Source organism: Accumulibacter sp. (assembly GCF_023806635.1).
Classification (GTDB): domain Bacteria; phylum Pseudomonadota; class Gammaproteobacteria; order Burkholderiales; family Rhodocyclaceae; genus Accumulibacter.
On sequence record NZ_JAMTDQ010000010.1, the window covers coordinates 11,611 to 37,012 of the forward strand.

Consider the following 25,402-nt stretch of genomic DNA (forward strand, 5'->3'; position numbering starts at 1 on the left):
CAGACGGCCGACGACGAGAAAGGACACCACGATGCAAGCCGTTGCGCAGACGCCGCCACGCTCCCGCGGCGGCCCGCCCGCGATGACGGGCGCAGGCTCTGGCCGGCCAGGCAGCACCGCCGCCTGCCGCTGCCTGAGGAATTGCTTCCGCCTGCTGGCAGGCCTGTTGCTGTCGGCGGCGACCCTCGCGGCAGCAGCCGAGTTCGGCCTCCAGTTGCGCGATACGAGTGATGCGAGCGGTGCCGAGGTCGCGGCTGTGACCGCCGGCAGCAGCGCAGCGACGGCAGGAATCCAGCCCGGCGACATCGTCCGCCGCCTGGAGCAGACGCCGATCGGCGGCGCCGCCCAGTTTTCCCGACGGGCCCGCAGCGTGCCTGCCGGCGAGCCCGTGACGTTGCGCATCTCGCGCCAGGGCTGGGAGCGAGACATCGTGCTGCCGCCGGAGGCAGCGCGACCGGCGCCGGCGCGAAGATTCGGCCTGCGCCTCGCCGAGCCACCTGCAGGCACCCAGCCCACCGGCAGCGTCGCGATCGCCGCCGTGCTCGCCAACACGGCAGCGGCCGAGGCCGGCCTGCAGCCGGGCGACATCGTGACGCAGGTCGACGGCCATCACCCCGGCGGCGCGAGCGGGCTCGTCCACCTGCTGCAGGAAGCCGCTGCCGCCAACCGACCCTTGCGTCTCGTCGTCCGCCGCGACGGCTGGGAGAAGGAAGCGCTGCTCAGCGCCGCCGCACCAGCGAGCGCGCTGACCACCGCCGAGTGGAACGCTGCCGACCAGCTCGTGGCGACTGCCGCAGCGGCTCCCGCCGCCACGAGCCGGTCGGCGGCAGACCGCGCGGCGGGCGCGCCGGCCGCCGACACTGCGGCAGCCGCGCAGGCGCGCGCCGAGCTGCTGGCGATGGACGAAGCAGGCAGCCGCGCCTACAGGACCGACCTCGAGATGGGCGACGCCGCCTACGAAGGCGGCCGCTGGCAGGACGCCGCACGCCACTATCGGCAGGCGACCGCGCGCGTGCCGAGCGAGGTGCAGAGCTGGGCCAGGCTCGGCCATACCCTGCTGATGCAGCAGCGTCATGCCGACGCCGTCCGGGCCTGCCGCAGGGCGCTCGATCTCGGTGGGCCACGGGCGGAGACGCTGAACAATCTCGCCCTCGCCTACGCCGGACTCGGAGCACTGGCGCAGGCGCGGGACGCCTATCTCAGGGCCATCGAGACGGCCCCGGAATGGCCGCTGCCCTACGCCGGCCTGGCCCTGGTCCACTACACGCGCCAGGATTGGCCAGCGGCCGAGAAATACTACCGCCTGGCGCTCGAACGCGACCCTGGCAACGCCGACCACCACCAGATGCTGCAGGTGCTGCGGCAGCGACAGGGCGAGGCGACGACGGCCAGCCCGGCGACAGCGGCGCCAGTCGCGGCGAGGCCCGGCGCCGCGCCCATCCAGCCGACGGTACCGCCAGCGCCGACAGCTGCAGGGGCCGAACCGGCGGCGCGCCCGCCAGTCCCGTCCAGCGGCGCGCCTCCTGCCGAAGCCATGCCGATGGGCAGGAAGACGACGCTCGCGATCGGCGAATTCATGGTCAAGGCGGCAGGTGCCGGGCAATTCATTGGCGATGGCCTGCGTGAAATGATGATGACGACGATGCACGAGAACGGTCGCTTCATCGTCGTCGAACGTCTCGATCTGCAGGGCCTTGCTGCCGAACAGGCCCTCTCGCGCTCGCCGCTGGCGCGCCCGGACGCGATCATTGCCGAAAGGCAGATGGATGTCGCCGAGATCATGGTCTCCGCTGCCGTCACCGAGTTCGAGCTCGAGGCGTCGGGCGGCGGCCTCGAACTCGGCGTGCCGAGGATTCCGCTCACTTTCGGCCATCAATCCCGCAATGCCCACGTGGCGATCGACGTCCGCGTCATCGACATCGCGACCGGTCGCGTGCTCGCGTCAAAGAGGATCGAGGGCAGAGCGAGTGCATCGCAGACCAGCATCGGCGCGACGCTGTCGCGCCGCGGCACCGCCATCCCGGTCAGCCTCGGCGCCTTTCGCAACACGCCGATGGAAGCCGCGATCCGCGACTGCGTGCAGCAGGCGAGCGAGTACATCACCAGCAGCACGCCGAAGAAGTACTTCCGGCACGACTAGCCGCCGATCGACGAAGCCCATGCGAACGCACCGCAGCGGCACCGCTCTCGTCGCCGGCCTGGTGCAGGCGATCGCCGTCGCCGCCGAACCGGCGACGGGCACCGTGCCGACGCAGGAAGTTCTGGAGATGTTCGCACGGCGCGAGCGCGCGCGCAGCGAGCAGTTGTGGCTGCGCAGCCACCTGCAGCCACCGGTCATGCTGCCCTTCGCCACTCGCGATCCGCAGCGCCCGGAGTGGCTGGACCCGTGGTCGCGCCCGCCGCGCAGCGAGCCGGCGAACGGCGGGCGCGACATGCCATGCCGTGCGACGCAGCACCCGCCGCCGCCCTATCGGCGCTGCCCCGAGGCCGGCGGCTGGTGAGCCGGATGCCGGCAGCAGCCGCCCCTTGCCGACGCAGTGCGTGCCGCCCCACCCTGCTCCGGCTCGCGGTCGCGCGTTAGAATGCAGGCTCACCGTCCCCGGAGCGCCACTTCATGAACGTTTCCCTGGTTCTCACCGTCATCGGCGATGATCGACCCGGTCTCGTCGAGCAGCTTGCCACCGCCATCAGCCGGCACCACGGCAACTGGCTCGAGTCATCGATGTCGAACCTTTCCGGCAAGTTCGCCGGGATTGTGTGCGTCAGCATCGGCGAAGACGATCTGGCGGCGCTCGAAGCCGACCTTGGCGCGCTGCCCGGCCTGCGTGTCGGCTGTGAGGTCTCGCGACCGGCGGCCGCGCCGGCTGCCACGCGGCGGCTCAAGCTGTCGCTCGTCGGCCACGACCGCATCGGCATCGTCCGCGAAGTGTCGCAGGTGCTCGCGCGGCACGCGATCAACGTCGAGGATCTCAGCACGCACACCGCCAGCGCACCGATGTCGGCCGGCATCCTGTTTCACGCGACCGCCGAGCTGACCGCGGCAGCGACCCTCGACGTCCGCCAGCTGACCGGCGATCTCGAACACCTGTCGAACGACCTGATGGTCGACATCACCCTCGACGAGGCGATCCGCACCTGACCGCAGGCAGACGATGCGGCCGATCCATCAAGCAGCCCGTTGCCATCCAAGGAGCCCAACATGCAGGTCACCCTCGTCCATGTCCGCGTCCGTCCGGAATCGGTGGACGCCTTCATCGCCGCCACGCGGGCGAATCACGAAGCCTCGGTCGCCGAGCCGGGAAACCGGCGCTTCGACGTCCTGCAGGCACCGGAGGACGCGACACGGTTCATCCTCTACGAGGCCTACGCGACGGCAGCCGACGCTGCCGCGCACAAGCAGACGGCACACTATCTCGCCTGGCGCGACGCCGTCGCGGCGATGATGGCCGAGCCGCGCCGCGGCGAGCCGATGAACGGGCTGTTCCCGGCGTGAGCGACGCCTTCGCCCCCTTCTCGATCGCGCGCCTGCCGCGCATCGAGTTCGGCAGCGGAGCGATCGCCAGGCTGCCGGCGATCGCCGCCGGCTATGGCCGGCGTCTGCTGCTCGTCACCGGCGCGCGCTCGTTCGTCGAGTCGGCTGCCGCCGGCCGCGTCTTCGCGCAGTTGCAAGAGCTCGGCCTGGCCTGGGAACGGCTGCCGGTGTCCGGCGAGCCGTCGCCGGAGTTCGTCGATGCGAGCGTCGCCGCGCTGCGCGCGACAGCCTGGGATTGCGTCGTCGGCATCGGTGGCGGCAGCGCGCTCGACGCGGCGAAAGCGATCGCCGGCCTGCTGCGGCCGGGCAATTCGGTCCTCGACCATCTCGAAGGCGTCGGCCCCGAATTGCCCTACCGCGGGCCGGCAACGCCGTTCATCGCCGTCCCGACGACCGCCGGCACCGGCTCGGAGGCGACGCGCAATGCCGTCCTGACGGCGCCCGGCGGCTTCAAGAAGTCGTTCCGCGACGAGCGGCTGGTGGCGGAATGGGCGATCGTCGATCCCGACCTGCTCGCCACCTGCCCACCGGCGCTGATCGCCGCCGACGGCCTCGATGCCTTCACCCAGCTCCTCGAGTCCTTCGTCGCCACGCGTGCCAACCCGCTGACCGACGCCCTCGCCCGCTCCGGCATCATGGCCGCGCGCGATGCGCTGCTCGCGCTCCATCGCGAACAGTCGGCGACGGCCCGCGCGCAGATGGCGCATGCCTCGCTGTGCTCGGGGATCTGCCTCGCGCAGACCGGGCTCGGTGCCGTGCATGGCCTCGCCTCGCCGCTCGGCGCCTTCTTCCCGATCCCGCATGGCGTCGTCTGCGGCACGCTGGTGGCGAGCGCGACCGCGTGCAACATCGCCGCCCTCGAGGCGCGCGAGCCGGACAACCCGGCGCTGCCCAAGTATGCCGAGATCGGCCGCCGCTTTGCCATGCAGAAAGGCCTCAACGGTCGCGACGCCCGCCGCTTCCTGATCGACACGCTGCGCCACTGGGAAGCCGAACTCGAGCTGCCCCGTCTGTCGGCCTACGGCATCGGCGACGACGACCTGCCGCGCATCGTCGCCGCCAGTCGCGGCGGCAGCATGAAGACCAATCCGCTCGTCCTCAGCGACGACGAACTGCACGAGATCCTCCGCGCGCGGCTCTGAGAGTGGCTGGCCCGCCATCCTGCCGGCGGTGGCGGCGGACCGGTCCTGCGATCATGGTCCCGGCGCGCGGGCGGCTTGCATTGCCCATGGCCCTGTTAAATAATGGCACGGCAGGCAGCGACAGCCGTCAGCGCGATGGGTGCGGCGGTCGGGCCCGGCCACTGCGGGAACCGGCGCCGTCGCCTGCCGCCGACGCCCTGTCAGGAACGGAACAACGATGAGCTACGACGCTTTCCTGAGCTACAGCAGGGAGGACGAGGACGAGGTGACGCGGATCGCCGAGCGCCTGCGCGACGAGGCCAACCTGCAGGTGTGGTTCGATCGCTGGGAACTCGTCCCGGGCGACCCGTGGCAGGAGAAGCTCGAGGAGGCACTGCGCCAGCTCAACACCAGCGTCGTCTTCATCGGCCGCAAGGGGCTGGGCAACTGGCAGGCGCCGGAGGTGCGGGCGGCGCTGAACCGCAATGCCGAACGCAAGATGCGCGTGGTACCCGTGGCGTTGCCCGGCGTCGACGTCCGCGACGAACGAATCCCGCTGTTCCTCAAGAACCTCGACTTCTGCCTCCTGCGTTCGCTCGACGACCAGCCGAACTTCGAGCGCCTTGTCGCCGGCATCACCGGCGTCCATCCGCGCTTCGCCCGCGCGGCGCAAGCGGCACGCCCGGCGGCGACGACGCCCGAGCCGAGCGATCCGAACCGCGAGGCGATCGCCTATCTGCAGGGACACCTCGAGAACGATGCCATCTCGTTCTTCGTCGGCCGCGGCCTCATGTCGGCGCTCACCCCCTGCGACATCAGCGAGAAACTGTTGCGATCGCTCGAACTGATCGGCGAGGAGGCACCGGCGATGCTCCCGTCGCTCGACCTGGCAGCCAACTACTACGCCGTCAAGAGCGACGAGAACCGCCTGCAGACCGATGTCGCGAGCATCCTGCGCCAGGGCCACCTGCAGATACCGCCGGCGTATGGTGAGCTTGCGCTGCTGCTGCGCGGACTCTGTGCCCGCCCCGCCGGCCGCGGACGCCGGCGCTACCGCCATCTCGTCATCACCTCGGTTCTCGACACGACGATCGAGCAGGCCTTCCTGCGTGCCGGCATGGGATTCACACGCTTCGTCCAGTCGGCCTCGGGCAGGCGGCTCGACATCAACCTCTACGACCAGGTGGAGCTGAGCGACAGTGGCTTCATCCGCGTCAGCGAGCGCAGTGGCTACCACCACTCCTTCCCGCTCGACAGCAGCGACGACATGGACCGCGTCATCGAGGAATGCGACGCCCGCAGCGTCAGCCTCGAACAGGCCAGCGCCGGCTCGCCCGATGGCGCGCAGCTGGCGACCATCTTCGGCGACCTGCGCGAACCGATCCTCTACAAGCTGCACGGCTCACTCGACGTTCGCGACAGCTTCACCCTCTCGACCGAACAGTATTACGAAGCCGTGTCGCGCTCGCCGTCGCACAGGGCCGTACCGGAGCAGATCGGACAGATTCTCTCCAATACGCCGATCGTCTGCCTTGGCAGCCGCATCCTCGACCCGGATTTCCGCCTCAGCTACTACCTGCTGCGCGAGTGCCTCGACGTGCGCCGCGGACAGATCCGGCGCTTCGCCGTGCATCCGCGCGATCTCGGTGACCAGCGCGACTGCAGCCACCAGATGGGGCTGCGTGCCTGGAGCCGGCTGGCGAACTGGGCGACGACGCGCTACGGTGTCGAGATGCTCGACATGCCCGGCGAACGGTTCCTCAGGCAACTGCGCGGAGGTTCGCCGTGACGACGCCGATGCTCGAGCAGTACAAGCCGTACAAGGGCCCGGAGAGCTACCAGGTCGAGGATGCCGCCTTCTTCTTCGGTCGCAGGGAAGTGGCCGACCAGATCGTCGCGCACGTGCTCTCGGCGCAGATGAGCCTGCTGCACGCCCAGTCGGGCGCCGGCAAGACCTCGCTGCTCAACGCCCTGGTGATCCCGCAACTCGAGGAGCGCGGCTGGACACCGGTGCGCGTCCTGCCGCAGAACGATCCGGTGCGGGCGACGCGGATTGCCTGCCTGCAATACGTCGTGCCACCGCCGGAAGCCGAGGCGCTTGCCCTGCGGCGCGCGCTGGACGGCCTCTTCGCCGCCGCCGATGATCCGACTCTCGACGAATTGCTGGCGCGCTACGACGATCCGGAGATTCTGCCGGTGCGCGATCCGCGCAAGCGCTGCCTCATCGCGCCGGTCCCGCTCGCAGGGCTCGGCGCCCGCTACCCGGCGCTCGACGATGGCAAGGTGACGCCCTACATCTGCCGCCTGCTGCGCTCCAGCCTCGATCTGGCAACCGTCGCCGACCATCTGGCAGCGATCGCCACCGCCTGTGGCACCGGCGGCGAGTCCTGGCAACCGGTTCGCGGCGACACGCGCGTGCGGCAGCTGCTGCAGACCCTTGACGGTCCCGGCTGTCGGGCGGCCTACGCGACGACGCTCGACTACCTCGACCTGCCGGTACGCGAACTGCGACCCTTCATCGACAACCTGCTGCGCATCTACGGCTCGGTGCGACCGGGTTTCTGCCTCGTCCTGCTATTCGACCAGTTCGAGGAGCTGTTCACGCGCTTCGTCGACCCCGGTTCGCTGCACGCGCCGGGCAGCAACGAGATGCCGGACTGGCGCCTGCGCGTCGAGTTCATCGACGAACTGCGAACACTCTGCCGTGAGCCGCGGGCAGAAAGCGGGCGCCGTCGTGGCGGTCGGCGGTCGCTGCTGCCGGTCCGCTACCTGCTCTCGATGCGCAGCGAGTACATCGCCCAGTTGCGGCCGATCCGCGAGTTCGTTCCCGAACTCGACCGCTCGGCCTGCCAGCTCGAGCTGCTGACCCAGGCGAGCGCACGCCAGGCGATCGAGGAACCGGCGGTGCTCTACGGCTATACCTACGAGGAAGAGTGCTTCAACCAGATCCTCGCCGACCTCTTGAAGGAAGAGCGCTACATCGAGCCCGCCCACCTCTCTCTGGTGTGCGAGAAGCTCTGGCTCGAGTCGGGCCGCCTGCTCGTCGGCCGCGATGCCCCGGCTGCCGCCGGCGAGTTGCCGACCGTGCCGCTCGCCACCTACGCCGAGCGCCTGCACGGCGCGCGCGGAATCCTGCGCGACTTCCTGCACGACTTCCTCGTCGCCCTGGCCGACGACGACGAGCGGCGCGAGGCGCTCGAACTGATCGAGCCGCTGATCACCGGCAGCGGCACGCGCAACATCGTCGAACGTCGGCAACTGATCCATTCTCCGTTCCGCGACGCGACGCGACGGACGGCGCTGCTCGACAAGCTGGTCAACCGCACGCTGGTGCGCATCGAGCCACGCCTCGGTGGCCAGTTCATCGAGATCACGCACGAATTCCTCATCCCGGCGATCCAGGAGGCCCTGCAGAAGTATCTCTACGGCAACGTCGAGTACCAGCAGTTTCGCGTCGCGCTGCGCGCCCTGGCAGAGAGCCAGCGCGATCCCGCCGCCTCGGCCACCGACTCGGTGATCAACCGCGCCGAGTTCGCCATCCTCGACCGCAACCGACACCGCGTGCAATGGAACGGCTGGGCGGTCGAGCAGATGCTGCGTGCCTGGCTCTGCCACGGCAGCGGCAGCGAGCAGCGGCCGACCCTGCGCTACTGGCTGGACGCCGCCAGCGGCCTCGCCTCGATCGCCGACCTCGGAACCATCCGCCAGCACCTCGCCGGCAGCGCTGCCGGACCGGGCGCACTGGCGCGGCCCGAGCTGCAGCAGATCAATGCCAACCGTGAGCGGCAGCCCTTCACGCCCGCCGAGCGGCAGGCGATCCTGCGCAGTGAACTCCTGCGCGCCACCGCCGACGAGCACGACGACGTGCGCTACTGGACCCTGCAGGTGATGCAATGAGCCATGATGCCGCCCATCAGATCATCGACGAGTTCCTGCAGGCCGCCGACAGCAGCGCGCAGGCGCGGCGCAACGCCGCCGTCGCACTCGCCACCATCGCCGACGACACGGCGCTGCAGAGACTGTTGCGGCTCGCCATCGGCGACGCCGACGGCAGTGTGCGCGCCACCGCCGAAGCCGAACTGGCCACCCTTTGCCGGCAGTCACCGGCGAATCTCGGCCGGGCGATGGCAGCGACCCTCGCCGGCAGCGAGCAGGCGCCGGCAGCCTACGCGCTGCTCGGCCGCCTGCAGGCGCAGGGTGCCAGCCTGCCGCCGCTGCCGGCGGCACTGCCCTGGCTGCAGCTCGCGCTGTCGCTGTTCCGTCAGGCGCGCGGTGCTGCCGGCTGGTGGTCGCGCTCGGTGCGGGCGATGGTGCCGGGATTGTTCACCGCCCTCCTCGGCGTCCTTGCCGCGCTCGCCTACATGCAGTGGCTGGCCGAGATCAGCCTGCGCAGCGAGCACGACGTCGTCGGCCCGCTGGTGGCCAGCCTGCTGTTCATCGCCGGCCCGCTGATCGCCTTCGGCACCTGGCGAACGACGCCGTACCGCCTGCATCCCCGTCGCGGCAGCGGGGCACTGGCGGAGATCGCCTGGGCCGGCCTGCATACGGCGGCGCCGGGAGTCGTCTGCGTCGCCGCGATCCTCCTCGAGGATTCGCGGGGCGCCCTCGCGGATCCGGAAGACTGGGTCATCGCCGGCATGCTGCTCCTGCTGCCGCCGATCGTCGCCGCTGCCATCCGCGCCGGCACCGTCGTCGCCGACGGCGCTCTCGGCAGCTGCCGGCGCCTCGTCGGCGGCTCCTTCGCCAGCATCGTCGGCGCTGCCGCCGGCCTCGTCTGCGTCACCCTCGCCACCAGCCTCTTCCATGGCATCAGCAGCAGCGTCTGTTCGCAGGTCTGGATCTGGTGGCTGCCGATCTGCTTCGGACTCGCCGGAGCCTACGCCTGGATCGACGCCCGTGTTCCGGCTGCCCCCGGAGCGGCGGCCGACAGCCAGCGGCTGACGATCTCTGCCGTCGTCCTCGGCGTTTTTCTCGTTGGCGCACTGATCCCGGTGGTGCGCGCCAGTGGCGGCATTCTCGGCCTGGCGACACCGCTCGCCAGCCTCGATGTCGCCGCGCTCGAGACGCGGCCGGCGACCATTCCCCTGCGCTCGCTGCCGGCACGCATCGATCTCAGGCTCCGCGGCGGCGAGCGCTGGAACCTCATCGTCGACATCGAACCGCCACCGGCCGAGGAATCCGGCGTCTATCTCTGGCGCGCCCGCACCCGTCTACCGCTGCAGCAGGTGGCGGCGGGCTCGATCCACGAGATCGGCGGCACGAGCAGCTCGACCCTGCTGTTCTTCGAGCGCAATCTCGATCAGCTGCTGCGCGACTCGCAAGCCCTTGGCGCCTTCCTCGACGCCTGGTGGGGCCGCCAGAGCGTGCCGCCGGTACGCCCCGGCAACGGCAGCGAAACCCCGACCGAGCCACGCGTCGTGAAACTCTCCGCCTTCCCCGTGGCGCCAACCATCCACTTCGGCAGCAAGCAGTAACTGCTTTCCGGGGACAGTATATTCAATTCTTCCTGCGCGGCCCTGTTGCCTGCGCAACCGGGTCGGTTCGACCACCCTGGCGGCGCCGGGAGTGCCACGCCCGCAGGCAACGCCGCAACTCGCGCCCGGCCGGGTCGGCAAGATCGAGGAACCCGGCGGCAAGCCAATCCCCCATCATCAGCGCTCCGGCCAGCGCTCGCGCAGGATGGCCAGTGCGTCGTCGAAGCGGAAGGACTGCAGGTGGCGCTCCAGGCGCGTGCAGGTCGCCGGATCGAGTATCGCCCGGAACTGCCTCGCGTGTCTGGCGAAGTGCGCCTGCGCGGCCGTGTCACCGTGCAGCAGGAGATCTTCCAGAGCATGCACGACGCTGCCGAAGAGCCCGGGATCGGCCGCCTCGACGGCTGCCACGGGCTCCGGCACGCTCGTCAAGACAGCAGTGAGTCCACCGAGCGAGGTCGCCATTTCATCGAGCAACTGCTCGACGAGCGCCGGATCAGCGGTCGCCCCATCGTCGCGCAACAGGGCATCGAGGCGGCTCGCAGCCTGCCCGAGGCGGTCGACGCCGAGTGTTCCGGCGACCCCCTTGAGATCGTGCGTGCAGCGCCGTGCCTCGTTCCGGGCGCCGGCGACGAGATGGCTGCGGATTCGCTCGGCGTCGTCGCGATGATCTTCGATGAACTGGCGCAGCAGCGAAACGTAGAGTCCGACCTTGCCACGGACCGCCCGCAAACCCCGAGCGACATCGATCCCCGGCAGGAGTGCCAGCCGCTCGACGACCGCACCGGCATCCGTCGCGCCGCTGCTCCCATCCGCTGACGACGGCACGTCGGCCGCCCGCCGCGGCAGCCACTTGAGCAGTGTTGCGTAAAGCCGCGCCGGCTCGACCGGCTTGGCGACGAAATCGCTCATGCCGGCCGCGGCGCAAGCGTGCCGATCGTCGTCGAAGGCATTGGCGGTCATGGCGATGATCGGCACATTGCCATAGCCGGGCAGCGCGCGGATCTCGCGCGTCGCGCCGAGGCCGTCGAGGTGTGGCATCTGCATGTCCATCAGCACCAGGTCGTAGGACCGTCCGCATGCCCTGGCAACGGCCACCCTGCCGTCCTCGGCGAGGTCGACCTCGAGCCCGACGGCGCGCAACAACTCGACGGCGACGTCGCGGTTGATGGCGTTGTCTTCGGCCAGCAACAGCCTCGCCCGCCCTGCGCGCTGGCGCAGCATGGCTTCGGCAGCGACCGCCGGCGGGTCGCCGGCGACCGGCATCGCACCCTTGCCGAGCTGCAGGCGAGCGGTGAACCAGAAGCTGCTGCCGACCCCCGGGGTGCTGCGGACCCCGGCCTCGCCGCCCATCAGCTCGGCGAGTCGACGCGTGACGACCAGCCCCAGGCCGGTGCCGCCATAACGGCGCGTCGTCGAGGCATCAGCCTGTTCGAAGGGCTGGAAAAGACGGGCGATCTGCTCCGGTGCGAGACCGATTCCGGTATCCGACACCGCGAAGCGCACCAGGAGGTGCTCACCCTGCTGCTGCACGAGGCAGACCCGCAGATCGATCGAACCGTGCTCGGTGAACTTGACCGCATTGCCAAGATAGTTCAGCAGCGCCTGTCGCAAGCGGGTCGGATCGCCGTAGAGCCATAACGGGAGGTCGTCGTGGTCGAGACCAAGGGCGAGTCCCTTCGCTTGCGCCGGCTCCGCGATCATCGACAGGGCATCGTCGAGCAGGTGCACGAGGTTGAAGTCCACGTTTTCCAGTTCCAGTCGTCCGGCCTCGATCTTCGAGAGATCGAGAATGTCGTTGATGATCGCCAGCAGATGCTGGCCGGCGCTGTCGATCATGCCCAGTTTCTGCAACTGGTCGGGTGACATCTGCTGCTGCTGCCGCCGCATGAGATGCGTGAGGCCGATGATCGCGTTCAGCGGCGTGCGGATCTCGTGGCTCATGTTGGCGAGGAAGTTGCTTTTCGTGCGACTTGCCGCCTCGGCGCGCGCGCGCGCCTCTTCGAGCTGTTGCGTCCGCTCGGCGACCAGGGCTTCGAGATGGTGACGGTGGCTGTCCAGCTCATTACCGATGCGCTTCTTCTCGGTGACATCCTCCTTGACCGCGACGTAATGGGTCGCCTGGCCATCGCGCACGCGCAGGGGCGTGATGATGGCGAATTCGACGTACTCCGTCCCATCCTTGCGCCGGTTGACAAACTCGCCCTTCCAGGTCTCACCGCGGCGAAGGGTCTGCCAAAGCTCAACATAGGTTGCGCGTGGCGTCCTGCCCGATTGCAGCAGGCGCGGACTGTGGCCGATCACTTCGTCACGGCGATAACCCGTGGAGTGCACGAAGGCATCATTGACATACTCGATGCGGGCATCCAGGTCGGTGATGACGATGCTCTCCGGACTCTGCTCGACGGCGAGCGAGAGCTTGCGCAACTCCTCCTCCGCCTGCTTGCGGGCGGTGATGTCGCGATTCGAGCCACTGCGACCGAGATACTCGCCGCTCGCGCCAAAAACAGGCTGACAGTGATGGCCCAACCAGCGAGGAGTACCGTCCTTGCAGGTGATGCGCAATTCCATCTCGACGTCGTCGGCGGTACGGTCGATGGCCAGGTGCCGCCGATAGGCCTCGCGGTCGTCGGGATGGACCATCTGCAGCGCGAGGTGGGGATCGGCGAGCAGTTCCTCGGGTTCATAGCCCGAGATCTTCCTGCACGCGGGCGACAGGTACTTGAACTGACCATCCGCGCCACGCCAGAAGATCCAGTCAGCGGCGTTTTCCGCCAGCAGACGGAAATTCGCCTCCGATGCGCTGAGCGAAGCGCAGGCATCCTCGGCGCGCTGGCGCTCGGCGAGCGCGTCCTCCATCAGGTTCAGCGCGGCGAGGCGGGCGTTCCGCTGCTCCTGCAACACTGCCTTGAGCTTCATCTCCGTCTCCAGCCGCTCGCGGATGTCGCGCACCTGACAAAGGACCGAGCCATCGGGCAGGCGCACGCCGCTGACCTCGACGGCGACACTGCGGTTCTCGCTGCCGGCGAGGCAGGTGCTGAAAGACTGCGGGCTGCCGGCGAGGATGCGCTGAAAGCTGGGCATCACGCCGGTCAGGAGTTGCGGCGGCAGGATGTCCGCCAGTCCCATCCGGAGCAGTTCGTCGTGATCGTACTGCAGCAACCGCTCGGCCTGCCGGTTGACGTAGAGGAAGCGGCTGTCCGCGCCGATGACGAACACCGCGTCAGGCGAGAACTCGAGGATCGTTTCCAGCTTCTCCTCGCTGCGGCGCAATGTCTCGTAGGCATTGTCGCGGTCGAACATGGCCAGGGCGGCCGGCGCATGGTCGAAGAAGAGTTGCAGCCGGTCCTGCGCCTGCCTCGCCGCGGCCGCTTCTTTCCTTTGCTCGCCGATATCCTGGACGAAGGCAATACGCTTCACTGGCCGGCCGCCGGCATCACGGCTGACCGTGAGATCGATCCGCACCGGGAAGCGGCTGCCATCGCGGCAGAGGTGCTCGCTCTCGAACACCTTGTGCATGCCGGCATCGGCATCGCCGATCCGTGCCCGGACGGCAGCGAGCAAGTCGGGCGGAAACAGCGCCAGCAGGGGCATGCCGACCAGTTCCTCGGGACGGTAGCCGCGCCGCCTGGCGAAGGCCGGGTTCGTCACCAGGAGCGTGTTGCTGCGCGCATCGGAGATGGCCAGGCCCACTTCGACATGTTCGAAGGCTTCGGCCCAGACCCGTGCGGTCGAGTCCTCTTCCCGGGCAGCGCTCATCGCCGTGTCAGCCGCCAGGGGACGCGTCGCCGTTCACCGGCGACTGCAGGGCAGCGTCCGATGGTTTCGCCAACGACGGCACGGTCCTCGGGGCTGACGAGTTCGTGCGCAGCGATCGTGTCGATCAGGTCGGTCGCCGCGGCGTAGCCGAAGATGGCGGCAAAGCCGGGAGTGAAGCCGATGCCGAGCACGACGAGCAGCATCCGCAGGAGACGGCGCGAGAGCGTCATGCCGGGTCATCCCGTTCAAACGACAGAGGATAGGGCGGCGCACGGCCGAGTTCCATCGACAGCGCGTTGATGCGCTTCTTCATGTCGATCAGCGTCAGCTCGCGGCCGATCGTCACGCGATTGAATCGCTCGAGATCGGCATTGCGCTCGCGCAACTCGTCTTCCGCCTGTTTGCGGTCGGTGATGTCGAAGATGACGCCGTCGAAGTGCAACGCCGTTCCCGATGGACCGCGGACCGGGCGCGCGTGGTCCAGTACCCAGCGGACTTCCCCGCCGGCGTGATGAATCCGATAGATGGTGCTGAACGGGCGGTCATCGCTGATCGCGGCATCGACCTCGCGCAGAACGCTGGGAAGATCCTCGGCGCAGACCAGGTCTTTCCACAGCAGTGGGTTCTCCTCGCGCAGGAAGTCCCGTGCCGCATGTCCCGTCAGCGGCAGGACGCCATCCGACATCATCGTGGCGCGCCAGGGGGGCCGCAACGCGCAGCGATAGACCGCACCCGGAATGTTGCTGGTCAGGGAGCGGAACATCTCTTCACGCTCCGCCAGCTCATCCGCCGCCCGCTTGCGCTCGCTGATGTCCCGCGAGATGCCGAACATGCCGCAGATCGTGCCCTCGCCATCGCGCAATGGCCCCTTGGTAGCGAGGAATGTCCGCTTGCCGAGCACCGTATCGAGACATTCCTCGCTCGTCTCGATCCGCTCGCCGGCAACGATGCGTTCACCGATGGCCATCAGCTTCAGGGCCTGGCCCGCCGGGAAAAGATCCCGGTCGTCGTGGCCGAGCACGTCCGCCGGCGGTCTGCCGACGTAACGGCTGGCAGCGCCGTTGAAAAGGACGTAGCGGCCCTGGGTATCCTTGGCATATATGGCGTCGTCCGAGTGGTCGGCAATGGCCTGCAGCAACTCCAGCGATTGCTGCCTTTCCTGCAGCATCGTGATTTCCTTCCGGTGCGCCGTGTCGATCCGGCGGACCTGGCGCCTGAGCAGCAGATACAGCAGCAGTGTGGTGACGGCGACGAACAGCCAGCCCTTGAACATGCTGACGCGGATGATCTGCTCGCGGCCGGTGAACACGGATTCGACCGCATGGTCCGACAGCAGGAGCCAGAGTGCGGCGAACACTCCGTAGATCGATGCCACCGCGAATGGCACCTGGTCGAGCGTTCGTCGATGCGCCACGTGTTGCTGTCGCTTCATGTCTGGTCGGGCCCGCGGCATTGCAGAGCAATGCTGACGAACTCATCGCAGGGATCGACGAAGGCGTGCACCATGGCTGGATCGAACCGGCGGGCGCAACCGGAAACGACGAGCAGGTCGGGTGGCGGACGGTCGTGCGCCAGAGACAGGCAACGTCCGCCCGATGTCGCCGCCAGAACCCGGTACCCGGTCGCCGGCAGACCCGCGAGAAGCTGCGGCTTCCCTGCCGAATCATCGACGATCAGGATCGTCACCCGCGTACCGTCTGTCATCGATCATGCCTCGCGCCCACCTGCAACAGTTTAGAGCAGATCCGGACTCCCGGCCGCTCCACTCCGGCCGCAGTGCTGCCGATCCACAGCCCGGCCTCGCCGGCAGCCGCGATCCTGCAACACGGCAGCCAGCCAGCCGGTCACCGCGGCGCCGGGATCTCGATGATCGTCGCCAGCCTCTCCAGTTCGGCATCGACGGCAACGATCAGAAGCGGGAGATCTGATGCGGCACCGCCCGTGCCGCTCACCAGGCTCCTTTCGACCGCCTGCGCCGTCGCCGACAGCGCCCGTGCCCCGAGTGTCGCCGCCACGCCCTTGAGCGTATGGGCGATGCGCCGCGCGTCGGCGCTGGCGCCCCGCTGCAGGCAATCCTCGAGTTCGCGCATGGCGTTCCGCTGCGAAGCCAGCATCGAGCGCAGCAGGTTGACCAGCTTGCCGCGGTTGCCGCGCACCACGCCCAACCCCTGACGCAGGTCCATTCCCGTTTCCTCTGCCAGGCGGGCGATGACGGTGAGGTCGTCGGCAACGGAAGGCGCGCCAGTGGGCGCGGGCACCGCTGCACCAGCGACCGCCGCGCCGCGAGCCGGCAAGGGCGCGACCACGGGCAGCCACTTCTCCAGTACGGCATAGAGGGCCGGCGGGTCGATGGGCTTGGCGACGAAACCGACCATCCCCGCCGCCAGACACGCCTGGCGATCTTCCTCGAAGGCATTCGCGGTCATCGCCACGATCGCCACGTCCTGGCGTCCGGGCAGCGAGCGGATCGCTCGCGTCGCCTCGAAGCCGTCCATCTCCGGCATCTGCAGGTCCATCAGGACGAGGTCATAGGGATCCGTGCGCAGCCGGTCGACTGCCAGGCGGCCGTTTTCGGCCACGTCGACGCAAAGCCCGGCCTCCCGCAACAGCTCGCCTGCCACCTCGCTGTTGAGTGGACTGTCGTCCACCAGCAGCACGCGCGCACCGCCGTGCAGGCGGCGCAGTTCGGCGGCACTGATGCCCCCCGACTCCCTGCTGGCGGCACCCGCCATCTCGCCTCTTCCCAGCCAGGCGCTGAACCAGAACCGGCTGCCGACCCCCGGCGTGCTGTCCACACCGGCATCACCGCCCATCATCCGCGCCAGGCGACGGGTGATCGCCAGCCCGAGTCCCGTGCCGCCGAAGCGGCGGGTGGTCGACACGTCGGCCTGCTCGAAGGCCTGGAACAGGCGCGGCAGCACGTCGGCGGCGATGCCGCTGCCGCTGTCCTCGACCTCGAAGCGGACCAGGCTGCGGTCGCTGTCGCTGTCGATCAGGCGGGCACGCAGGACGATTTCCCCCTGCTGCGTGAATTTCACCGCGTTGCCGGCGTAGTTGAGCAGGCACTGGCGCAACCGGGTGAGGTCGCCGCGCAGCCACTGCGGAACGTGATCGCCGTCGGTGCGCACACGCAGACCCTTGGCGGCTGCGTCGCCACCGATCAGGTGGGCGACGTGGTCGAGCACTGCCCCGAGCGCGAAGTCGTGCGCTGCCAGCTCGCACTTGCCGGCTTCGATCTTCGACAGCTCGAGGATGTCGTTGATGACCGCCAGCAGATGCCTCGCCGCGCCGTCGATCTTGCCGAGCCGATCAATCGCGGGCGACGAAGTGGCATCCCGCCGCAACAGGTGGGTCAGGCCAAGGATCGCATTCATCGGCGTGCGGATCTCGTGGCTCATGTTGGCGAGGAAGGCGCTCTTCGACCGGCTGGCTGCCTCGGCCCGCCCGCGCTCTGCGCGCAGTTCGGCCGTGCGCTGTGCGACGAGATCCTCGAGGTGGTGGCGATGGGCCTCGAGTTCCTCGTCCACGCGCCGTCTCGCTGTGACGTCCTCCTTGATGGCCACGTAGTGGGAAACCGTTCCATCAGGCTGGCGGATCGGCGAAACGATGGCGAACTCGATGTATTCGCTGCCGTCCCGGCGCCGGTTGACGAACTCCCCCCGCCAGATCTCGCCGCGCTTCAGGCTTTCCCAAAGGGCGGCATAGGTTTCCGGAGGCGTCCTGCCTGACCGCAGGATGCGCGGATTGCCGCCGATCAGCTCCGCGCGGTCGTAGCCCGTCTGGCACACGGCGGCCTCATTGACGTACTCGATCCGACCCGAAAGATCGGTGATGACGATGCTTTCCGGGCTCTGCTCGACCGCCTGCGACAACTTGCGCAGCGCGTCGGCAGCGGCTTCGCTGCGCGCACGCGCCGCCTGCGCATCCTCCATCAGGCTCATTGCCGCGAGGCGTGCACGCTGCTGCTCGTCGAGTGCCTCGAGGAGCCTGGATTGGGCGATCTTGCCCTGCGTGATGTCCTCCGAGAAGATCACGATGCCACCCACCGTGCCGTCGGCGGCGTGCCAGGGCCGCACTTGCCAGCGCTCCCAATGCACCGTGCCGTCGGCGCGTTCGAAACGGTCCTCGTCGCAGCTGATGGTTTCGCCCGCCAGCCCGCGCCGGTGCGCCGCCTTCCACGCGTCGCCGATCTCCGGGAAGATCTCGTAATGCAAGTGACCGACGAGCTCGCGCTCGCCGAGGCGGTAGTCGTCGCGCCAGCGCTGGCTGACGGCGAGATAGCGCATGTCGCGGTCGAACATGGCCAGCGCCGCCGGTGCGTGGTCGAGCAGCAAACGCAGCCGCTGCCGGCTGTCCAGCAACGCTGCGGCACTGTCTTCCGCTTCCCGCCGCGCCGCGTCGGCTTCCGCCATCCGCCTGAGCGCCTCCAGCCTCGCCTCGCTCTGCTCCGCCAGCGCAGCCTCGAGCACCAACCCGGCCTGCCTCTGCGCGGTGACGTCGATGAAGAAAGCGAGGAATCCCTCCGGCTGCGGGATCGAAGAGATGAGGACGTCGCGTTGCCCGCCATCCTTGCAGGCGATCACGTACTCCCGCGGCCCGATGTCTTCGCCGGCGACGCTGCGCGACCAGCTCGAGCGCGCGCGCTCGCACGAAGCCGCCTCCCGGTAGGCATGCAGGAACCAGGCCTCGACATCCGGCAGGTCGTCCAGCGTATACCCGAAGAGATCCTGGAAGCGTGTGCTGAGCCTCAGGATGCGGCCGTCGGCGGCGACGAGGGCGAGCGCCAGCGGCGCGTTCTCGAGCAGGCGGAGGAAGCGCTCCTCGCTGGCGTCCCTGGCAGCCCTGGCGGCGTCGATGCGCACCCGCGCCGCTGCGAATTCAGTGATGCCGGACGCACCGCCAGCCGCCTCCGGGGCGACGAGCGCCGTCACTTCGCGACCGATCCGGCGGCTGGTCAGGGCGCTACCGGCGGCGCCGATGAGCGTGGCGAGCAGGATCGCGCCGGCGAGGATGGCGACCGATTCGCCTTGCGCTTGCCGATGGCTGCTGCGCGGAATCTCGACTACCACCGACCAGGCCGAATTCGCCACGGGGACGACGACGCGATGGTCGGCATCGACGTCGCGCGCGCTGTCGAATCCGGGCGGCGAGCGTCGCGCGATGTCGGCGCCGGTCCCATCCTGCAGGGCGAGCGACCAGCCAGCGGGCAGCGCGGCCTGGTCGAGTCGTCGCTGCAGTTGCGCCAACTCGATCGTGCTGATCATCAGGTGGGTCACCTTGCCGGCGCGCAGGTGGGGCACGACGATGGCGACCAGGGGCAGCCCGGCGACCGGCCCGAAAAAGATGTCGCCGACCTGCGGTTGACCGGTCTCGAGTGCCAGCAGCGTGGCGCTGCGGCCCTTCGGTCGCGGCAGCATGGGCAACGGTTCGCCGAAGGGCCTGCGGGTGTTGAAGAGCATCTGCTGCGTGCTGCTGGCAAGGATCACGTGCGTGCCGAAGGCTTTCTGGTAAGCCAGGGCTTCGGCATAAAGCTCCGGCCAGCGTCGCGGATCGTCGGCCAGCGGCGAATCAGCCAGCATTCGCAGCGCGGCGATGCGCGCACCGAGAAAATTGTCGTGAGCGACGGCCTGGTTGTGCGCCAGGTTGGCACCCTCGCGCAGGTGCCGGGCCTCCTGTTCCTGCAGGTTGTTCCAGGCCAGCCAGACCGCGAGCAGCAGCAGGGGAGCCATGCACAGCCAGATCAGCCGCGCGAGGAAGGACGAGAGCGGGCGCGCGCGACCGGTCACCGCCGCCCCTCCGGCGCGCCATCCTCGTCCGGCAGGAAGGCCAACGGATACGGCGGCTCGCGGCTGAGTTCCCGCGACAGCGCATTGATGGTCTTCTTCATCTCGAGCATGTCGAGCTCGCGGCCGATCGTCGCGCGGTTGAAGCGCTCGAGCTCGGCGTTGCGCTGCCGCAACTGGTCCTCGGCCAGCTTGCGCGCGGTGATGTCGCGCGACAGGACGATGAAACGCTCGCCCTGCCCGCTGACCATCGGCTTGCGGGCGACGGAAATCTCGAAATGGCTGGGGCCAGCCGCCAGCGGCAGCATGATCGTCCGGCCGTAATCGCTGCCGTTCCGACTGGCGGCCGCCAGGGCCGCCAGCATCGTCGCGGCCGCATCGGGCGGCAGGACGTCCGTCACCGTTCGTCCGAGCAACTGATCGACCGGAGCGGCCAGGTGTGCTTCATGGCTGGCCATCACCTTGAGGTAGCGGCCATCGGCATCGAGCTCGAACAGCAGGTCGGGGATCGCCCGCAGCGTCGCCCCGAGGTCGTCCGCCAGTTGCTGTCGCGCCCGCTCGGCTTCCCGGCGTCGGGAGATGTCCTCGGAAAAGATGACGATGCCGCCGATCTTCCCGTCCGGCAGCAGCCACGGGCGCAGTTCCCAGCGCAGCCACAGTACGCTGCCGTCGGCACGCTCGAAGCGGTCGGCTTCGTGTCCCAGCGTCTCGCCGGCCAGCCCCCGCCGATGCAGTTCCTTCAGATCCTCGCCGATTTCGGGGAAGACCTCGTAGTGGGAACGGCCGATGATGCCACCCGCGGGCAGAGCGAAATCCTTCAACCAGCGGTTGCTCGCGGCCAGGTAGCGCATTTCGCGATCGAACATCGCCAGCGCCGCCGGCGAGTGCTCGACCAGGAGGCGCAGCCGCACCGCGCTCTCCAGCAGGGCATCCCGCGCCTCCTTGCTGGCGGTGATGTCGCGCGAGATGCCGAAGGTGCCGATGATCTGCTGCCCGGCATCGCGCAGCGGTCCCCTGGTGGCGAGAAAGGTCCGCTGGCCGAGGGCCGTGTCGAGCGTTTCCTCGCTGGTCTCGATGCTGCCGCTGGCGATGATGCGCGCGGCGATCTCGCGCAGCATCGCGGCCTGTTCCAGCGGGAAGAAATCGCGCTCGTCGCGGCCCAGGACTTCGCCTGTCGGCTTGCCGAGAAAGCGGCTGGCGGCGGGGTTGAAGAGCCGGTAGCGACCCTGCAGGTCCTTGGCGAAGATCGCATCTTCCGAATGCTCGGTGATGGCGGCGAGCAACTCATGGGTGCGCTGCCGCTCGAGCAGGTTGTCGACTTCGCGTCGCAGCGACGCATGCAGCGCGCCGAGGTAATGCTCGACGAGGAAGAACAGCAGCAGCGACGTCGCTGCGACATAGAACCAGCCTTTCAGCATGCTGGCGCGGATGATGGCGTCCGGGTCGCTGAAGAGCCACTCGACCACCTTGTCCGAGAACAGAATCCACAGGCAACCGGTCACCGCATAGACCAGGGCGACCACCAGGGCCGACCGCTGCGTGTCGCGGCCGTCGCTCATGCGCACCCTCGCGCTGAGCCCAGCCGCGTCCGGCGATGGCAGCGAACGCGCCGAAGTCGTCCACGCGGCACGAATCGAACGCAGCGACCGCGTCGGCGCGGGGTCACGGGGCCAACTCCGGAAGAGCGGCGCGGGCGGCGCGGATCGAGGCCAGGGCCGAGCCGTAGTCGAAGCCGTCCAACTGCCGTTGCAGGCCGTCCGCCCACTCGCCCAGGGCCAGGCGCATGAGGGACGATGTGTCATGGAAGAGCTGGTTCGCCTCGAGGTCATCCGCTTGCAGCAGATTCTCCAGCTGTGCCAGGAGTGCGCGCACCCCCTGCCAATCGACCGCCACCGGCGCCGCCGCGCGCGGCCGCACCTGCCGACGATCGTCGCCGGGCAGCCGCCGCCGCCGCGCGACCCCCTCGTCCGTTCTCCTGCCGAGACGCAGCGCGAACCAGAAGCTGCTGCCCTCGCCGGCGCGGCTGTCCACCTCGATCGTGCCGCCCATCAGCCGCACCAGCCGCTGGCTGATCGCCAGCCCCAGCCCGGTGCCGCCGTAGCGGCGGGTCGTCGAGCCATCGGCCTGCTCGAAAGCGCCGAACAGCCGGCCGAGGCTCTCGCTTGCGATGCCGATGCCGGTATCGCGCACCTCGAAGCGAACGAGGACGTCGGCGGCGGTCTCCTCGACCTTCCGCGCACGGAGGAGAACCGATCCCCGCTCGGTGAACTTGAGCGCATTGCCGACGAGGTTCAGCAGCACCTGGGTCAGGCGCATCGCGTCGCCGTGGAGACCGGCAGGCAGACCCGGGTCGATGTCGAACATCAGGTCGAGCCCCTTGGCGACCGCCTGCCCGGAGCAGACGACGCTGATCCGGTCGAGCACGGCCTGCAGTTCGAAGTTGGCCGGATCGAGGTCGAGCTTGCCGGCCTCGATCTTCGACAGGTCGAGGATGTCGTTGATGATCGCCAGCAGGTGCTGGGCGGCCCCGGTGATCCTGGCCAGTTGCGCCTGCTGCCGGGGATCGCTGGCAGTGCGCCGCAGCAGGTGGGTCAGGCCGATGATGGCGTTCATCGGCGTGCGGATCTCGTGGCTCATGTTGGCCAGGAAGACGCTCTTCGCCCGGCTGGCAGCCTCGGCGGCGTCACGCGCCGCGGCCAGCTCGACGGTGCGCGTCGCCACCAGCTCCTCCAGATGCAGCCGGTGATGCTCCAGCTCGCTTTCGGCTCGCCTGTGCTCGGTGATGTCCTCGAAGCATGTGTAGACCTCGACCAGCCGGCCGTCGCGAAACAGCGGCATGGCGATGACGTCGATCCAGACATGCTGCCCGCGTACGGGATTGAAGACCCCCATCACCACGTCACGTACCGGTTGGCCGGTGCGCAGGGCGACCATGCCCGGATGCTGGTCGCCGGGAAACACGCTGCCGTCCTCGCGCAACGCCTGCCAGCACGGGTCGGACGAGCCGCGACCGCGCAGCTGCTGCCAGCCCATGCCGAGGATGCGCTCGGCCGCCGGATTGGCCGCCGTGATGCAGCCCTCGACGTCCTGATAGACGATACCCTGGGGCACCGTCTCGAACAGCATGCGGTAACTCTGCTCGCTTCTGCGCAGCGCTTCTTCGGCCCCGTGCCGGTAGAGCGCCATGTCGACGACGACCTTGAGTTCCCGGTCGTCGAAAGGCTTCAGGATGTACCCGGAGGGCTCGGCCTGCTTCGCCCTCTCGAGCGTCCCGTCCTCCGAATAGGCGGTGAGGAACACCACCGGGATGCCGAAGCGGCGGCGAATCTCCTGCGCCGCAGCGACACCGTCCATCGCGCCAGCGAGATGGATGTCCATCAGCACCAGGTCGGGCCGCAGCCGCTCGCTCAGCTCGAGCGCCCGTTCACCGCTCGGACAGCCGTCGGTGGCCCGGTAACCGAAGCGGGTCAGGCGCGCCTTGATGTCCGCCGCCACGATGAACTCGTCCTCGACGACCAGAATGGCCTTGCCGTTCATTCGATCCTCCGACTCAACCCGCGCGGCACGGGAAAGCGATGCGGAACTCGGTGCCGTCCTCGCAGCCGATGTCGACCACGCCCTGCAACTGGCTGACCAGCATGAACACCAGCTGCAACCCCAGGCTGTCGCTGCTGCGCGGGTCTCCCGGCGGCAGGCCGACGCCGTCGTCCGCCACCGACAGCGTCAGCAGCCCCTTCGGCAACATCCCTGCCGCGACGACGATCTGCCCGCTGCGGCCCCCCGGGAAAGCGTGCTTCAAGGCATTGGACACCAGTTCGTTGATGATCAGCCCACAGGGCACGGCCTGATCCAGCGGCAGCGAGAGGTCGTCGATCCGCTGCTCCAGCCGGACGTTGGCGGCCACCGAGCCGGCCGCGTGCCACAACGGCGCGCACAGACTGCCGACGTACTGCCGCAGGCCGATCCGTGCGAGACTGCCCGACCGGTAGAGCGCTTCGTGCAGCAGCGCCATCGACCGGATCCGGCTCTGCGTGTCGAGCAGCGTCTCCCGCGCCTCCGGGATCTGCGTCCGGTTCAGTTGCAGGTTGAGCAGGCTGGTGATGATCTGCAGGTTGTTCTTCACCCGGTGATGGACTTCCTTCAACAGGACGGTCTTCTCCTCCAGCGACGCGCGCAGGCTTTCCTCGGCCTCCTTGCGATCGCTGATGTCGGTGCAGATCGCGCCCAGGGCATCGATCCGGCCACCGGCATCACGCAGCGGGAACTTGACCGAGAGATAGGTGCGCAGGCCATCGTCGAGCCGCGCCGACTCCTCGAATTCCAGACAACGGCCCGCCTCGAGCGCCTGCCGGTCATTGCTCGAAAAGGCTGCGGCCTCGGCCTGCGGGAAAATCTCGGCGACCGTGCGACCAAGCAGTCGTTCCCGCGGCAGGCCGAGCACGGCTTCCGTATGGCGATTGACGACCAGGAATCGTCCCTGCAAATCCTTGATCCAGACCAGGCTTGCGGCGTTGTCGAAGAACGCCTGCAGGCGCCCCTCGCTGGCTGCAAGTCTCTGGTTGCTTTGCGCGGTCGCACGCAGCGCGGCGGCGACGCGCAGCTGACCCCAGGCGAGAACGCCCATCAGGGCCGCCAGCAGTGCGCTGCCGATGCCGCCGGAAAAGGCGATCAGCTTCGACTCGTCGGTGTTCAGCCGCGCGTCGAATGTGGTACGGGAAGTCACCAGCAGCGACCAGCGATGGCCACCGTACTCGATCGGGCGCAGCATGCGAAACGCTGCCCCCCCGGTGGCACGATGCGCCTCGTCGCTGTCGAACATCAGGGCCTCGGGCGCAATCGTGGCGCCATCGTAGATCTCGATGTCGAGCCCGGCGAGCACGCCCGCCAATCCGACTGCTCCGAGCACGCCGTGCATCAGGTCGTACATGCGCAAGGGCGAATAGGCCCAGCCCAGCAGATTGGCCCGGCGTTCCTCCACGGTGTCGTGGGCGAGACCGCGACGATAGACCGGCACGTAGATGAGGAAACCAGGCTGGACGCCGGTCTTCGCTTCCTGCACCAGCGTCACCTTGGCCGACAGGCTCGCCCGGTTTTCGTCGCGCGCCCGCGCCATTGCCGCCTGGCGCACCGGCTCCGAGAACATGTCGTAGCCGAACGCGCGCAGGTTGCGGCCGGAGAACGGCTCCAGGTAGATGATCGACGTATGGACCTCGCGCTCGCCATCGGGACGGATGGCGTAATCGGGGAAGCCTTCGCGGCGGATGGCGGCGGTGTGCGCCGCCTTGCGCCCGGGCGGAACGAGCAGCGAGAAACCGACGCCCAGGATGCCCGGGTAGCGCTCGTCGAGCCGCAAGGCGGCGACGTAGGCGGCAAACTCCTGCCGCGTCACATCCTCCGAGGCGCCGAACAGGCCGACGACTCCGCGCAGCACCTGAACGTTGCCATCGAGCTGGCGCTCGATGGCGTCCACCACCCTGTCGGCCGAGAACTCGAACTCCGCCGCCAACATGCGCTCGGCGTCCTGGCGGGCGGCCTGCCACAGCCAACCGGTCACCGCCAGCCCCAGGAGCAGGACCAGCCACGGCAGCAGCAACAACTGTCGTCGCCGGCTGGCCGTGACCTCGACCGAGCGCTGCCGGCCGGCAGCGAGCGCGCGCAGCACGTCCCGCCACCGCCGCAGGCTAGGGCTGCCCTTTACCCGCAAAATTAGGTCTGGACTTTTTTGGTCGAACCAGC

At 68.9% G+C, this 25,402-nt stretch carries 16 protein-coding genes; 8 read left to right on the forward strand and 8 right to left on the reverse strand.

The genetic code is table 11. The features are described 5' to 3' along the window. Positions 1-31 precede the first annotated feature (31 nt). From NFW30_RS02285 to NFW30_RS02320, 8 genes are all read left to right on the forward strand, one after another. Positions 32-2,140 (forward strand): CsgG/HfaB family protein, encoded by a 2,109-nt coding sequence (locus tag NFW30_RS02285; protein WP_295351330.1) that lies wholly within the window; start codon positions 32-34, stop codon positions 2,138-2,140. A 19-nt stretch (positions 2,141-2,159) separates the two neighbouring features. After that, positions 2,160-2,501 (forward strand): hypothetical protein, encoded by a 342-nt coding sequence (locus tag NFW30_RS02290; RefSeq protein WP_295351333.1) that lies wholly within the window; start codon positions 2,160-2,162, stop codon positions 2,499-2,501. A gap of 113 nt (positions 2,502-2,614) precedes the next feature. Next, complete coding sequence (locus NFW30_RS02295) at positions 2,615-3,139, forward strand: ACT domain-containing protein (RefSeq protein ID WP_295351336.1); 525 nt, start codon at positions 2,615-2,617, stop codon at positions 3,137-3,139. Between the two features lie 60 nt (positions 3,140-3,199). Then, positions 3,200-3,493, forward strand: a complete 294-nt coding sequence (locus NFW30_RS02300; protein ID WP_295351339.1) for an antibiotic biosynthesis monooxygenase — start codon at positions 3,200-3,202, stop codon at positions 3,491-3,493. Then, positions 3,490-4,674 carry an iron-containing alcohol dehydrogenase gene (locus NFW30_RS02305; protein WP_295351342.1) on the forward strand — a complete coding sequence of 395 codons (1,185 nt, stop codon included), beginning with the start codon at positions 3,490-3,492 and terminating at the stop codon, positions 4,672-4,674. The genes NFW30_RS02300 and NFW30_RS02305 overlap by 4 nt, the downstream gene beginning before the upstream one ends. A gap of 217 nt (positions 4,675-4,891) precedes the next feature. After that, positions 4,892-6,442 (forward strand): TIR domain-containing protein, encoded by a 1,551-nt coding sequence (locus tag NFW30_RS02310; RefSeq protein WP_295351345.1) that lies wholly within the window; start codon positions 4,892-4,894, stop codon positions 6,440-6,442. Further along, entirely contained in the window at positions 6,439-8,550 is a 2,112-nt protein-coding gene (locus NFW30_RS02315) for a hypothetical protein (protein WP_295351347.1), read from the forward strand. Before NFW30_RS02310 ends, NFW30_RS02315 begins: the two co-directional genes overlap by 4 nt. Next, positions 8,547-10,127, forward strand: a complete 1,581-nt coding sequence (locus tag NFW30_RS02320) for a hypothetical protein (RefSeq protein ID WP_295351350.1) — start codon at positions 8,547-8,549, stop codon at positions 10,125-10,127. The genes NFW30_RS02315 and NFW30_RS02320 overlap by 4 nt, the downstream gene beginning before the upstream one ends. Before the next feature lie 177 nt (positions 10,128-10,304). Here NFW30_RS02320 and NFW30_RS02325 read toward each other — a convergent pair whose 3' ends face one another. From NFW30_RS02325 to NFW30_RS02360, 8 genes are all read right to left on the reverse strand, one after another. Next, positions 10,305-13,883, reverse strand: a complete 3,579-nt coding sequence (locus NFW30_RS02325) for a PAS domain S-box protein (protein ID WP_295351354.1) — start codon at positions 13,881-13,883, stop codon at positions 10,305-10,307. Next, positions 13,880-14,113, reverse strand: a complete 234-nt coding sequence (locus tag NFW30_RS02330) for a hypothetical protein (protein ID WP_295351357.1) — start codon at positions 14,111-14,113, stop codon at positions 13,880-13,882. The genes NFW30_RS02325 and NFW30_RS02330 overlap by 4 nt, the downstream gene beginning before the upstream one ends. Further along, on the reverse strand, positions 14,110-15,315 hold the full coding sequence (locus NFW30_RS02335) for a PAS domain-containing protein (protein WP_295351359.1): 1,206 nt from the start codon (positions 15,313-15,315) through the stop codon (positions 14,110-14,112). Before NFW30_RS02335 ends, NFW30_RS02330 begins: the two co-directional genes overlap by 4 nt. Further along, positions 15,312-15,587: a hypothetical protein gene (locus NFW30_RS02340; RefSeq protein WP_295351362.1), complete on the reverse strand. Its 276-nt coding sequence runs from the start codon at positions 15,585-15,587 to the stop codon at positions 15,312-15,314. Before NFW30_RS02340 ends, NFW30_RS02335 begins: the two co-directional genes overlap by 4 nt. A 140-nt stretch (positions 15,588-15,727) precedes the next feature. Continuing rightward, positions 15,728-19,669, reverse strand: coding sequence for a PAS domain S-box protein (locus NFW30_RS02345; protein ID WP_295371732.1), 3,942 nt, complete (start codon positions 19,667-19,669; stop codon positions 15,728-15,730). Next, positions 19,666-21,225, reverse strand: coding sequence for a PAS domain-containing protein (locus NFW30_RS02350; RefSeq protein ID WP_295351368.1), 1,560 nt, complete (start codon positions 21,223-21,225; stop codon positions 19,666-19,668). The genes NFW30_RS02345 and NFW30_RS02350 overlap by 4 nt, the downstream gene beginning before the upstream one ends. Before the next feature lie 103 nt (positions 21,226-21,328). Further along, entirely contained in the window at positions 21,329-23,203 is a 1,875-nt protein-coding gene (locus NFW30_RS02355) for an ATP-binding protein (RefSeq protein WP_295351370.1), read from the reverse strand. A gap of 13 nt (positions 23,204-23,216) precedes the next feature. Beyond that, complete coding sequence (locus tag NFW30_RS02360) at positions 23,217-25,328, reverse strand: CHASE domain-containing protein (protein WP_295351373.1); 2,112 nt, start codon at positions 25,326-25,328, stop codon at positions 23,217-23,219. Positions 25,329-25,402 lie beyond the last annotated feature (74 nt).